Below are 13,174 nucleotides of genomic sequence, written 5' to 3' on the forward strand. Positions count from 1 at the left end.
TTTGCAGCAATTGAAATATGAACGTACTTAATTTACTTTTTACCAAAGACGGATTAATCTATCAAATCGCCCGGAATAAAAGCATTCTGGAAGAAAAGTCTTATTTCGTTACGGAAGAATCTCCGGAGAACTTCATTGCCGATGAGCTTGAAAAAGTTTTAATAAAACAGAGGTTTGATGAAATTTCTGTTGTTTCGGCCCTCAATCATTTCACTTTAATGCCTGAAGGGTTTTCCGAACATGAGGCAGGTTTTGATCTGATAGCATTCAATGCACCTGTTGACAAAGAAAAGGAAGAGCTGATGCTTTCCATCAACAGAAAATACAAAGTGCAGTTTTATTATACTTTTCCAAAGAATTACTACAGAAAAATTAAAGACCTGGCTATTCCGGTACATTTCAATTTTTCAGGGGAAAAGTTCTTAAATTCAATCCACACTAAAAATAATAAGGAGATCCATATTAATCTTTATCATAACCAGTGTGAATTTTTGGCAATTGACAATAAACAGATCATCCTGTACAATAACCTGGATGTAAATTCAGAAGTGGATTTTCTTTATTTCATCATGTTTACTTTGAGTAAAATAGGATTTGGGATTAATGACACGAACTTTTTTGCTTACGGAGAAACCACCGAAAATGAAACTTTTCTCTCCGAATTGCAGAAGTTTGTGAAGCATCTTAAAATTGTATACGATAATATTCCTAATAAAAATTTTATACTGAATCAGGTAGGATAAGAGCAATAGCTCGTCCCGTTTGGTTCCTAACACTAATAAACATATGTACAGAATAATTTCCGGAAGATGGAAGGCAAAAAAAATAGCTGCTCCCAAGAATTTTGATGTAAGGCCTACTACAGACTTTGCCAAGGAAGCTCTATTCAGTATTCTGGAGAATAAGTATGACATGCAGTCTGTCTCCGTATTGGATCTTTTTGCGGGGATCGGCTCCATTTCACTGGAATTTGCTTCAAGAGGATGTCAGGACGTCACTTCTGTAGAAATAAACCCCAAGCATACCGGCTTTATCCATTCTACAGCTTCCGATCTGGATATGGCCTTACAGGTGAATGTACAAAGAGGCGATGTCTTCGATTGGCTGAAAAAGTTCCGGAATAAAAAATCTTTTGAAATTGTATTTGCGGATGCACCTTTTGAAACCGAAGAAAAGAAATACTATGAAATGATCTCTCTGATTCTGAATAATAAGTATTTAAAAGAAAACAGCGTCCTTATAGTGGAGCACCAAAGCCGGCTAAAACTCCAGCATCCCAACTTAACCGACACCAGAAAGTACGGCAATGTAAGCTTCAGTTTTTTTGAAGCAAATAAAGAAGGGGATAATCAGGAACTATAATCTTATATTCCAGATAACCGTCACTTCGAGTAGCGGAACGAAGTGAAGCGTATCGAGAAGTTGCACAATCCGGCTCCAAAATCATGAAGAAAACCGGACTTTACTGATATTATAAAACAGGCTGCCCGATTGAGGCAGCCTGTTTTATAATACTTTTAATTCTAAATCAATACTTTTCCCAAAAATTTTTTTAGATATCCTTTCAAAGTTCTTGGTAAGATCCGAAAGATAGAAATGATAGCTCGGATTCGGATTATTGTCATTTAAAAGGCCATATTTATCCAGGATGATCTTCAGATGATTGGCCACAATATTAGGGGAATCTATCACCCTGACCCTGTTTCCGTAATATTGCCTGATCTCATCAATCAGCAATGGGTAATGGGTACATCCCAGGATTAGGGTTTCGATATTTTTCAGCTTATTATTGCTGAGATAATTGTAGATGATCGCATGGGTAATGGGATGGTTTTTGAAACCTTCTTCAATGGCAGGCACCAGCAGCGGGGTTGCCAGCTCATCAACCTTAATGAATTTATTATGCTTCCGGATGCTTTTTTTATATAATCCGGAATTTACTGTTGCCTTTGTAGCAATTACCCCAATATTATTATGAATCTCATAAGCTACTTTTTCCGCGACAGGATTGATCACATCGATAACGGGCACTTTACCTGCAACGGATTCTACTACTTCATCCAGGGCATTGGCTGTTGCGGTATTGCAGGCAATCACAATGGCCTTACAATTCTGTTCCAACAGGAAATTGGTGATTTTTGTAGAATATTCAATAATGGCTTCTTTTGACTTTTCACCATACGGAAGATGCTTTGTATCCCCAAAGTATATCAGGTCTTCATTGGGAAGAAGTCTTTTTATTTCTTTGGCATTGGTTAAACCACCTACCCCGCTATCAAAAATTCCGATAGGCTGTTTTGGTGAAAGATGCGAATAATCTTGTTTCTTAGTTTTCAAATGAGCTGAAATTTTATACAAAAATAATGAATTTTAATTGATTGATTAAATGCTTCAACTATATCAGGAACAAATCAGAAGCTATCCCGTCAGCCATAAACCAATGCTTTTCAGGGATCTTTAAATGGTCATTTTCAATAAGTAACACTCCTTCCTCCAGTTTAGGTTTTACTTCATTCCGGAAATGCTCAAGGATCCGGTCATTGAACTTAGACTTTAAACTTCCCAGTTCTACGCCCCAGGCTGTCCTCAGCCCGATCATGATCATTTCATTAAACCGGTCCTCCTGAGACAGGATCTCTTCTTCTTTGGCAAGGGAACCGGAGCCCAGCTGTTTCAGGTATTGCTGGTTATTGGCTACATTCCAGCTTCTTGTATCAAAGCCGTTATAAGAATGGGCAGACGGCCCGATCCCTAAATATTCCCTGTATTTCCAATAGGCTGAATTGTGTCTGGAATAGAATCCCGGTTTTGCAAAATTGGAGATCTCATAATGTTCAAACCCTTTGTCTTTCAGGAAATCTGACAGATAGTAAAACTCTCTATTCTGCTCCTCTTCTTTGGGGCCGGAAAGCCTGCCTTTGGCGATCCAGTCATTCAAAGCTGTTTTAGGCTCAACGGTTAAAGCGTAGGACGAAATATGGGGCACTTCCAGGGCAACTGTTTTATTTAAATTCTCTTTCCAGATCTCCAGGTTGGAAGTTGGTGAACCATAGATAAGGTCTATGCTTAAGTTTTCAAATCCCGAATCCTGTGCTCTTTTAATCGATCCTTCCGCTTCCGAAGCATTATGAGCCCGGTTCATCAGTTTCAGATCTTTATCAAAGAAGCTCTGCGTCCCTATTGATAAACGATTCACAGGAGACTGGCTCAATCTCTTCAGAAAATTTTTATCGAGATCATCCGGATTGGCCTCAAGTGTAATCTCGATATCTTTCTCAAAGCTAAAATACTTCAGAACCTCATCTATCAGTGAATCTATTTCATCGGCAGAAAGAATGGAAGGTGTTCCGCCACCGAAGTATAAAGATTGTAATGACCTGTTCTGCAACTCATCTTTTCTTAAAAAGATCTCTTTTTTCATTGCAGCAAGCATTTCATCTTTAAGATTTAAAGAGGTTGAAAAGTGAAAATTGCAGTAACTGCACTTTTGCTTACAGAACGGAATATGGATGTAAATCATAAATAAAAAAAAGCCCTGAAAAATCAGAGCTCAAATTTATTTAATTTTAATGGATTAATATCTATATCCTCTGCGATTAATAAAGTTATCGAAATTATATCCTAATCCGACCATAAAGCTGTTTCCACCATAATCCTGGATATCAGATAACCCGATGTTGTAAGTAGCACCCACCATAAATTTGTTGAATCTTACTTTCACCACAGGAGCGATCTGTAACTGTTGGCTGTCAAATCTGTTTTGAACGGATCTGTAGTTTACCCCAAAAGAGAATGAATTGATATCATTAAAGAAGGTAGCCATTAAGTTATAATCAATGGTTCTTGTGGAATTGGTATTTAGGTTGATCAAGGCAGATGGAGTTAAATACATATTGTCTGCAAAATGCCAGTCGTATCCTAAATTTAAGAAGAATTTGATCGGAGAAGGCTCACGTCCGTTCACGATGGCATCATCATTGGTTAGAGCAATATCATTTACAGAAACCGCTGCGAAGATATTTCTGTAGGTAGCCGCCACCCCGAAGTTGGCATAGGCCATGAAAATATTACTTTCACTTCCCTGTAATAACGGGTCGGAAGCATCTTCGGTATTAATTTTTGAATAATCAAAATTCATATTGTAGAAGCTGACACTTGTACCGAAAGAGAACTGGTCTTTTCTGTCTCCTTCGCTGCTAAGAGGAATAAAATATGAAGCACCAGCTGTAATACCTCCTGCAGAAATAGGCCCGTTACTATCTCTGAAAACAGAAATACCTGCCCCTACTCTATCAAAAATGTTAGCATTGATCCCCACAGATTGTACATTTGGAGATTCGCTGAACTTGGTAAATTGTTGTTGGTAGTTGAGATTTAGCTGAACATAGTCTGTTTTTCCGTATTGTGCTGGGTTGAACAGAAACTCACCATCCAAAAGATATTGTTGATAGTATGGTAGTGTTTCTTGTGCTTTGTATGCATTTGACAAAAGAGCTAAACATACGATAGCATATAGTTTTCTCATAACAAATCTTGATTTCAATTCAACAAATATAAAAAAATTCTCAATATATTTTTAGTTTTCCAAATATTTTCTCCATTTTTTTACAGCATCCGCCATATCTTTAGGCATTGGACTCTCAAAATATAATTCTTTTCTGGTCGTGGGGTGTATAAATCCTAAAGTATGGGCATGAAGGGCATGTCTGGGGAGAATTTCAAAAACATTTTTTATAAACTGCCTGTATTTCGGCAGGTTAACTCCTCTTAGCGCAGTATGGCCTTCATATCTTTCGTCATTAAACAAGGTATGCCCGATATGCTTAAAGTGCGCACGGATCTGGTGCGTTCTTCCCGTTTCCAGCTTGCACTCTACCCACGTCATATACTTAAAACGCTCGATTACCTTATAATGGGTAACGGCATGTTTTCCCTGGCTGCCATCTTCATATACAGACATTTGCATTCTGTTTTTGGGATGCCTTCCGATATGCCCCCTTATCGTCCCTTCATCGTCCTGTAGATTTCCCCACACAAAAGCCCAGTACAGCCTTTTCGTGGTTCTTTCAAAAAACTGTTTGGCCAGAAAGCTCAGGGCAAATTCATTTTTAGCAATCACTAATAATCCGGAAGTATCCTTATCTATCCTGTGGACAAGACCTACCCGGTCCAAATCTGATTTTTCCCCGTTTTTCTCGAAATGGTAAGCCAGAGCGTTGACCAATGTTCCATCCCAGTTGCCGAATCCCGGATGTACAACCATACCTGCCTCTTTATCCACAACCACCAGGTCTTCATCTTCATAAACGATATTAATAGGAATATCTTGTGGAATAATCACATTTTCCCTTGGAGGATGTGTCAACAGCACTGATATCTGATCGCCGGGCTTTACCCGGTAATTCTGCTTTACGGGATTCCCGTTTACAATAACGTTTCCTGCCCGGCAGGTTTGGGAGATCTTATTTCTGGAAGAATTCTGACGGTATATTAATAAGAATTTATCTATTCTTAAAGGCTCCTGTTTGCTGTCAACAGTGATATTAAGATGCTCATACAGCCCTTTATTTTCCTCGTCAATATCCAGATTGACGGGATCCAGCAATCCGTCATCCAAAAAATCCTCGTTATCTTCTGTCATTTTTTTATCTTTTTACACAAAAGGCTTCAACGCTGTTATGTTGAAGCCAGTAATTTTTATGATCGGCAAAGCTCTATTCTACTACTACTTTTTTAGCTTTTGGTTTTTGAGTCTGCTGTGCAGAGGTTGCCATTTTATTTGAGGTATTATTATCACCGGAGCCATTACCGGCAGTATTGCCTGTCCTGGATCTGTTCTCTGTAGCCACCGGCTTTGTGCCTGCTGGCTTAGGAGCATCTGTTTTTGCAGGCGGATCTACAGGCTTCGGAGTATCTTTCTTTGGAACCGTAGAAGGAACAGGCTCATAAACCGGTTCTTTGTAAACAGGCACTTCTTCATACCTTATCGGTGGCAGGCTTGTATCTTCTTTCATTCGATATATAGAATTAAGCTGCTCGATTCTGGCACTTAATTCGGCAGGGGTTTTCTTACTGGCCCACAGATCCATCTGCATACCCTGGTCCCGGATGTCTCCAGCTGCCGGATCCTGATAATAAACGATATCGGATTCATCTTTTCCACCATCTTCGTGCTCTACCAGTCCCACTTCAAATAAGCTTCTGGCAATAACACCCCTTGCTTCTTTTACCGTTAATCCTACTACATTAGGAATTGAAATATTCCTCATCGGGCCAGAGCCTACCACTACATCGATTACTGAAAATCTTGGTACCAGCGATCCTGGTTTTACGGCATTTCCTTTATATAGTATTCTAAGGATAGCATCCTTTTGGATACTCGGCTCAAAAATAGTGTCCCCCACTTTTAAGCCCACCTGGTCCAGCCTCTGGAAAGCAAGCCCCGAATATTTATTGATAACATCAGGGATGGCAACCGGGGCCCAGGATCTCGGGTTAACCATCAGTTGAATAGCTCTTCCGTCTTTTACACGGGAACCTGATGACGGAGACATTTTAAGAACCTGAAAAGATTTATATTTAGGATCATATTTCGCACTGTCCACCTCATATTCCAAACCTGCATCTTCCAATATTTTTACAGCTTCATATACGGATTTGTTCACCACATTGGGAACAGGTATTTCCTGACCATGATTGGTATGATATTCTAACCAACGGAATGTAAGCCAAACCAACCCTATAAAAACACCAATGGCCAATAATAAGTTCAGTAAAACTTTCCAATTGAAAAGTGATTTAAGCATACTTAAAAAATACTATAATTATGACAGCAAATATAATTAATAATTTTAGAATGTGATTTTTATTTAACACATTTCACTTTTGGCTCCAAAATTTCGGATTTTCCCCTATCGCATTATATAAAATGATTAAATTTGCCTCAATTGATACTATATATGGTTATGAGCAAAAAAAGTGTTGCCGTAGTTATGGGAGGCTATTCGGACGAATACGTGGTTTCATTGAAAAGCGGCCAGTTGATCTATGATTCTTTAGACAGGAACTTATATGATGTATATAAAATAGTCATCCTTAAAGACGAATGGTATTTTTTAAGTGATGATGATAAAAAATACCCTATCAACAGAGGGGATTTCTCAGTAACCCTGGAAGACGGCACACTTCTAAAATTTGATGTCTGCTTCAATATTATTCACGGAACACCGGGCGAAAACGGAATTCTTCAGGCTTATTGGGACGCCATCGGGCAGATCTATACCGGATGTAATTTTTATCAAAGCGCCTTAACCTTCAATAAAAAGGACACCCTTGCCGTACTGTCTAAGTATGGCATTCCTTCAGCAAAAAGTGTATACCTTAAAAAAGGAGAAGAGATCAATGCGGATGAAATTGTGGAATATCTTGGTCTCCCGCTCTTTGTAAAGCCGAACCAGTCCGGCTCGTCTTTGGGAATTTCAAAGGTAAAGGAAAAATCAGAGCTTATCCCTGCTACTGAGGTTGCTTTTAAAGAAGATCATGAGATCCTGATTGAAAGCTTTCTGAACGGAATGGAAGTTTCCGTAGGTGTTGTTGATTACAAGGGAGAAACCATTGTTTTAGGAATTACTGAAATTGTACCTAAGAATGAATTTTTTGATTACGAAGCCAAATATGAAGGTGCTTCTGAAGAAATTACACCTGCAAGAATAGATGAGGAAACAAGAATGAGAGTAGAAGAAATTGCCAAAAGAGCCTACAATTCATTAGGTATGAGCGGTTTTTCACGCAGTGAGTATATTCTGATGGATGGCATTCCGTATATGCTGGAAATGAATACAAATCCCGGATTCTCTCCGGCAAGCCTTCTACCTCAGCAAGCAAGGTATTACGGAATTTCCATAACCGATCTTTGCGGAAATGAAGTTGAAAAAGCTTTAGATAAGAAAAGAAATTAGAACTCAGAGATCAGAAGTTAGAATACAGATCCGGGATCATACTTATAACTCATACCTGTAAACTCATACAACATGAAAATTGCTGTTTTCCCGGGATCGTTTGATCCCATCACATTAGGACATTATGATATTATAGAAAGAGCTGCGCCGCTCTTTGACAAACTGATCATCGCCATCGGGCAGAATTCCCAAAAGAAATACATGTTCCCTCTTGAAAAAAGAATGGAATTCATTCAAAATTCAGTAGCAGAGTTTCCTAACGTGGAAGTGGACTATTTTGAAGGTCTGACCGTTGATTACTGCTTTGAAAAAAATGCGCAATTCATCTTACGCGGCCTTAGAAACCCTGCCGATTTTGAATTTGAAAAAGCAATTGCCCATACCAACAGAACCTTGGCCCACAAAAAGCTGGAAACCGTATTTCTGCTGACCTCATCAGGAAAATCTTTCATCAGCAGCAGCATTGTGCGGGAAATCATCAATCATGGCGGTGAGTATGAGTTACTGGTACCGGACTCTGTGAGAGTGGAAAAATAAATAGTAACGAGTGATAAGTATAAATCATGAGTTAAGAGAATAATCTTTATGCATTTTTTATCACAGTACTAACTTTATCTTTATCTACTATATTTAAATCCAAAGTACGGAAGCATTGCAAGTATAAATTCAGACCAATGTTTAAATGGCATAATTTTTTATTACCCATCCCTCATAACTCATTATTTATCCCTCTAAAATATGCATGAACAGTTCAATTTTGCCATAGAAGTACTCGGAACCGTTTCATTTTCAATGTCGGGAAGTTTTGCAGCAATGCAGAAACGCCTGGATCCTTTCGGGGTCCTTATCATTGCCTTTGTAACCTCTGTAGGAGGAGGTACTGTAAGGGATCTGCTGTTGGATATCCCTGTTTTCTGGATGCATGATTTATTAACCTGTGCCGTTATCCTGATCACCAGTATTTTTTCCATGATTTTCAAATCCCTTGAAAAAAACTTTAAGGTTACATTATTTATTTTCGACAGCTTCGGCCTCGGGCTGTTTACCATCATTGGAATCCAGAAGGGGCTGAATGTAAATATCCATCCTCTGATATGTATTGGGCTGGGGACCATTACCGGCTGTTTCGGTGGTATCATCCGGGATATATTGCTTAACAGGATCCCGCTGATTTTCAGAAAAGAGATCTATGCCACCGCGTGCATCGTAGGAGGAGCCGCATTTCTGCTGATGACCCAATTTACTTCATTATCCTATACTTTTGTACAGATCTTTACCATTTTACTGATTGTTGCAATCAGAACATTGGCCGTAAAATACCATTGGCAGATCCCGAAATTTTATGGAAATGACCATAATTCTGAGATATAACTGATCTTAAAAAATAAAAGCCTGAATTGAATTCAGGCTTTTATTTATCTTTTAAAAAAATTTACCGCGCTGCCTCATATTAGGATTATGCATATGCTTTTGCATGGACGGCATCTTCAGCTGATCTTTCATCATTTTGATCTGGTCCGTCATCATTCCGGCGCTGTCAAGTCTTTTTGCTTCTTCCAGCAATTTCTGTCCTTCCTGTTTTCTTCCTTTTGATATGGCTGCTGCTGCAAGATTCAGAGTAGCCATCGCCCTGTCATGCTTCATATTCAAACCATATTCCAGTGCTTTCTTCATTAAAGGTTCTACTTTTGTCGGATGCTCCTGGGCCAGAGTTAGCCCCTGTAAATAGTGAAAATATCCGTATTGGGATCTATGCAGCTGAGCCTGATAATTGTTGATCCCTTTTAGCCATTCCGCTGCTTTTTCCATATTTTGCTTTCTAAGCTGCCAGAACGCCAGAAGGATATATTCATTTTTAAAGAAAAGTAAAATAGGCACTGATGCCAGCAGGAAAATCACGATACCCCAACCCAGATTCCGGGTAAAGATCATCATATAAAGTCCTGTGAGTATAAGAACTGCCGCAATTACAATTTTTACGTACTTATTCATGAGTAAGATTTAGAAGTGCAAAGATAAAGAATTTAGAGGTTAGAAGCTAGAGACCAGAAGCCAGATTTTGAGACTACTCGCTCTTTATTCTTTCATAAGTCTGAAAGCAGAAACCGTATTGATTTTTTTCATCTTTTTCGTGACAGGTTTCATCTGTTTTCATCCAGACTTTTTCATCAATAGCCGGAAAGAACGTATCTGCCTCCAGATCCGCTTTCACCCGTGTAATTTCAAGTTTGTCGGCAATATCCATTGTCTGCTCGTAAATATTTCCTCCCCCGATAATAAAGATATCCTCATCGATCTTTTTCGCAAACTTTACGGCTTCCTTAATACTTCCCACAATTAGAATCCCTTCCTCGAACCAGTCTTCCTGCCTTGAGACAACAATATTGGTACGGTTAGGAAGAGGTTTACCTATGCTCTCATAGGTCTTTCTTCCCATAATGACCGGATGTCCTGAAGTAATATCTTTGAAGTGTTTCAAATCTTTGGGAAGATGCCAAAGTAACTGGTTGTTAAAACCAATTTCATTCTTCTCTCCCATTGCTACCACCATTGTTATCATTAAATAATTTTTTTACAAAATTAGCACATAATTTGTATATTTGATTGACACAAAAAATTAAAAAAAATAAACTATGAAAAATAAAGGTTGCCTAAGCGCCGGAACGATCGGCATTTTTCTACTGATCATTGTTGCCGTATTATTCTTCTGGGGGAAAAGCGGCTATAATAATTTTGTAACAAAAGAGCAAAACGTCAATACAAAATGGTCTAATATAGAAACCGTTTACCAGAAAAGAGCCAATCTGATCCCGAACCTGGAAAGAACCGTAAAATCCTACTCCAAATTTGAACAGGAAACTTTAACAAAAGTAATTGAAGCCCGTTCTAAAGCAACTTCAGTCAACATAGACCCTACCAATATGACAGAAGCTGATATGGCTAAATTCCAGGCTGCACAGGGTGAGCTTAGCGGAGCCTTAAGCAGGTTGATGGCTGTAGTGGAACAATATCCGAACTTAAAGGCTGACCAGCAGTACATCAACTTCCAGAGGGAATATACCGCTATTGAAAACAGCATCAGAACTGAAACGGTTTACTATAACGAAGCCGCCCAGGATTATAATACATCGATCAAAACTTTCCCGAATAATATCCTGGCGAATTTTACAAACTTTAAAGAAAAGCCTTACTTCAAAGCAGAAGCAGGAGCCAATAAAGCCCCTGAAGTATTCTCAGAATAATGAGCAATTTTTTAACAAATCAGCAGATAGCTTCCCTTGTGGAAGCTATTCAGTCAGCAGAAGAGCATTCTACCGGCGAGATCAGGGTACATATTGATTCCAATACGGAAGCCCACAACGCAGAGACAGCATTTGAAGTTTTCAAAAGACTTTGTATGAACAAAACCGCCGATAGAAATGCCGTACTGTTTCATGTGAATTTTGAACAAAAATATCTGACCATCATTGGCGATACCGGAATTCACGAAAAGGTACTCCAGTCCTATTGGGATCACCTGCATGATTATATTACCGCTGAATTTGCCAAAGGAAATTATTATAAGGCATTAAAAAGTGCCATTCTGGAAACAGGCCTTGAATTGAAAAAACACTTTCCTGTAACCGGAGAAAATCCCAATCAGCTTTCTAATGAAATTACGTTCTCTTAAAATAGTATTTTCATTTTTATTGATCTGCCTGTACAGTCTTGTATCAGCGCAATATACCATTCCTGAGAAGCCTAAGGTTCTATACCCGGTTTTTGATGAGGCCAATCTGCTTACCCAACAGGAGAAAGATGCGCTGAATAATAAGCTCATCCGGTTTGAAGACTCCACCTCAACGGAGATCGAAGTAATTATCATCCCGTCTACTAAAGGTGAAGATGTAAACTTTCTGGCAACCATGTTCGGGGAGAAATGGGGAATTGGTAAAAAAGGGGTTGACAACGGTGTGGTCTTTTTGATCGCAACCGAGGACAGAACCATGTCTATCCAGCAGGGAAGAGCGGTTGAGCAATACCTTACGGCATCCGTTGCCGGACAAATCCTGGATTATATCGTCACACCTAATTTTAAAAAAGGTCTCTGGTACGAGGGAATTAACCGGGGAACATCCGCGATCATGGAAGCGGTTCAGGGTAAATTCAAGCCTTTAACCGACCAGGCGGACCAATCCCGTGGTAATTCAGGAGCATTCAAAATCCTCATTATTGCATTTGTCATATTCATTATCCTTGCCATTCTTTTCGGAAACAGGGGTGGCGGCGGAGGCGGAAACTATGACGATGATGATGTGATCCTTTCAAGAAGAGGCCGCAGAAATTATCCAGGCGGATTCTTCCCGTTCCCGGGCAGCTTCGGAGGCGGTGGATTTGGTGGTGGCGGCTCCGGAGGAGGATTCGGTGGATTTGGTGGAGGAGGAAGCTTCGGAGGAGGAGGTGCTTCAGGTGGCTGGTAGCATAAATTATATTATTCCGTCTCCATTCCAATAATTGGTTTTGGCTCAAAGATTCAGGATCAGCCAACGTTCTGAAATTATTAGGATGTTCATATGATCCTGCGATCCCGTTGAAACTCCATCAGATTTATAAAATTTAACATTAACAAATAAAAAGAATTATTCATTAATTTGTATTATAAAAGCGGGTGTTTATTTAATTATTTTTCATTAAATTTACTGAAAACCGGTTTTTATGAAGACGTTGGTAGTTTTTGCACATCCTTATTTAGAGCACTCCAACTCCAATGTTGAGCTCATTAATTTCTATGTCCGGCACCAGCATTTTACGCTCCGCGATCTTTATGAAGAATATCCGGACTTCCATATTGCCGCCTTCAGAGAAAGGAAAAGGCTTAAAAGCTATGACCGTTTTATCTTTCAGTTCCCTATCATCTGGTTTGGGATACCACCTTTATTAAAATTATGGATCGATGAGGTCTTCGACCGGGACTGGCTGAAAGAAGGGGCAGAAAATCCTCTCGAGGGAAAGGAAGTCCATATTCTGGTGACCACAGGCGGAAAGGAAAGATCTTTCAGCAAGACCGGAACGTATAAATACACCATAGAAGAGCTTATCAGCGGGCTCATCGTTTCTTTAAATGTTTTCAAAGCCCGGATTAAAAATATCAAAGTAGTCTACGAAGCCAATAAGCTGACAAAAAAAGAAATCATCCTGCATAAACAGGAATTTGCCGAATCCCTGAATCAGTAAAT

Annotated in this window: 16 protein-coding genes; 9 read left to right on the top strand and 7 right to left on the bottom strand. The window is 39.3% G+C overall.

Features of this window, described 5'->3' with window-relative positions; all coding sequences use genetic code 11:
* The first annotated feature begins 17 nt into the window (after positions 1 to 17).
* Together ABMQ40_RS09445 and ABMQ40_RS09450 are read left to right on the top strand one after the other, a co-directional pair.
* Positions 18 to 743 (top strand): DUF3822 family protein, encoded by a 726-nt coding sequence (locus ABMQ40_RS09445; RefSeq protein WP_370898909.1) that lies wholly within the window; start codon positions 18 to 20, stop codon positions 741 to 743.
* A 43-nt stretch (positions 744 to 786) separates the two neighbouring features.
* On the top strand, positions 787 to 1,362 hold the full coding sequence (locus ABMQ40_RS09450; protein WP_370898911.1) for an RsmD family RNA methyltransferase: 576 nt from the start codon (positions 787 to 789) through the stop codon (positions 1,360 to 1,362).
* Between the two features lie 144 nt (positions 1,363 to 1,506).
* On the opposite strand, the gene murI is transcribed toward ABMQ40_RS09450, so the two are convergent.
* From murI to ABMQ40_RS09475, 5 genes are all read right to left on the bottom strand, one after another.
* Positions 1,507 to 2,337 (bottom strand): glutamate racemase, encoded by an 831-nt coding sequence (gene murI, locus ABMQ40_RS09455; protein WP_370898913.1) that lies wholly within the window; start codon positions 2,335 to 2,337, stop codon positions 1,507 to 1,509.
* A gap of 58 nt (positions 2,338 to 2,395) precedes the next feature.
* Positions 2,396 to 3,520, bottom strand: coding sequence for a radical SAM family heme chaperone HemW (hemW, locus tag ABMQ40_RS09460; protein WP_370898915.1), 1,125 nt, complete (start codon positions 3,518 to 3,520; stop codon positions 2,396 to 2,398).
* 54 nt (positions 3,521 to 3,574) lie between these two features.
* Entirely contained in the window at positions 3,575 to 4,525 is a 951-nt protein-coding gene (locus tag ABMQ40_RS09465; RefSeq protein WP_370898917.1) for a PorP/SprF family type IX secretion system membrane protein, read from the bottom strand.
* A 51-nt stretch (positions 4,526 to 4,576) separates the two neighbouring features.
* Positions 4,577 to 5,641 (bottom strand): RluA family pseudouridine synthase, encoded by a 1,065-nt coding sequence (locus ABMQ40_RS09470; protein ID WP_370898919.1) that lies wholly within the window; start codon positions 5,639 to 5,641, stop codon positions 4,577 to 4,579.
* A gap of 73 nt (positions 5,642 to 5,714) precedes the next feature.
* Entirely contained in the window at positions 5,715 to 6,806 is a 1,092-nt protein-coding gene (locus tag ABMQ40_RS09475) for a PASTA domain-containing protein (protein ID WP_370898921.1), read from the bottom strand.
* A 159-nt stretch (positions 6,807 to 6,965) separates the two neighbouring features.
* Between ABMQ40_RS09475 and ABMQ40_RS09480 the strand changes: the two genes are divergently transcribed.
* From ABMQ40_RS09480 to ABMQ40_RS09490, 3 genes are all read left to right on the top strand, one after another.
* Entirely contained in the window at positions 6,966 to 7,958 is a 993-nt protein-coding gene (locus ABMQ40_RS09480) for a D-alanine--D-alanine ligase (RefSeq protein WP_370898923.1), read from the top strand.
* Between the two features lie 72 nt (positions 7,959 to 8,030).
* A complete protein-coding gene (coaD, locus tag ABMQ40_RS09485; protein WP_370898925.1) occupies positions 8,031 to 8,495 on the top strand; it encodes a pantetheine-phosphate adenylyltransferase in 465 nt (154 codons plus the stop codon).
* Between the two features lie 201 nt (positions 8,496 to 8,696).
* Positions 8,697 to 9,329, top strand: coding sequence for a trimeric intracellular cation channel family protein (locus ABMQ40_RS09490; protein WP_370898927.1), 633 nt, complete (start codon positions 8,697 to 8,699; stop codon positions 9,327 to 9,329).
* A gap of 51 nt (positions 9,330 to 9,380) precedes the next feature.
* Here ABMQ40_RS09490 and ABMQ40_RS09495 read toward each other — a convergent pair whose 3' ends face one another.
* Positions 9,381 to 9,950, bottom strand: coding sequence for a DUF2892 domain-containing protein (locus tag ABMQ40_RS09495; RefSeq protein WP_370898929.1), 570 nt, complete (start codon positions 9,948 to 9,950; stop codon positions 9,381 to 9,383).
* A 73-nt stretch (positions 9,951 to 10,023) separates the two neighbouring features.
* Positions 10,024 to 10,518, bottom strand: a complete 495-nt coding sequence (locus ABMQ40_RS09500; protein WP_370898931.1) for a dihydrofolate reductase — start codon at positions 10,516 to 10,518, stop codon at positions 10,024 to 10,026.
* 73 nt (positions 10,519 to 10,591) lie between these two features.
* Here ABMQ40_RS09500 and ABMQ40_RS09505 point away from each other — a divergent pair, with 73 nt between their 5' ends.
* The 4 genes from ABMQ40_RS09505 to ABMQ40_RS09520 all read left to right on the top strand — a co-directional run bounded on the left by ABMQ40_RS09505 (position 10,592) and on the right by ABMQ40_RS09520 (position 13,172).
* Entirely contained in the window at positions 10,592 to 11,200 is a 609-nt protein-coding gene (locus ABMQ40_RS09505) for a LemA family protein (RefSeq protein ID WP_370898933.1), read from the top strand.
* Positions 11,200 to 11,628, top strand: a complete 429-nt coding sequence (locus ABMQ40_RS09510) for a TPM domain-containing protein (RefSeq protein WP_370898935.1) — start codon at positions 11,200 to 11,202, stop codon at positions 11,626 to 11,628. The genes ABMQ40_RS09505 and ABMQ40_RS09510 overlap by 1 nt, the downstream gene beginning before the upstream one ends.
* Positions 11,609 to 12,418: a TPM domain-containing protein gene (locus tag ABMQ40_RS09515; protein WP_370898937.1), complete on the top strand. Its 810-nt coding sequence runs from the start codon at positions 11,609 to 11,611 to the stop codon at positions 12,416 to 12,418. The genes ABMQ40_RS09510 and ABMQ40_RS09515 overlap by 20 nt, the downstream gene beginning before the upstream one ends.
* A gap of 235 nt (positions 12,419 to 12,653) precedes the next feature.
* A complete protein-coding gene (locus ABMQ40_RS09520; RefSeq protein ID WP_370898939.1) occupies positions 12,654 to 13,172 on the top strand; it encodes an NAD(P)H-dependent oxidoreductase in 519 nt (172 codons plus the stop codon).
* The last annotated feature ends 2 nt before the right edge of the window (positions 13,173 to 13,174 follow it).

The sequence above is a fragment of the Chryseobacterium gossypii genome (assembly GCF_041361455.1).
GTDB classification, from domain to species: Bacteria; Bacteroidota; Bacteroidia; order Flavobacteriales; family Weeksellaceae; genus Chryseobacterium; species Chryseobacterium gossypii.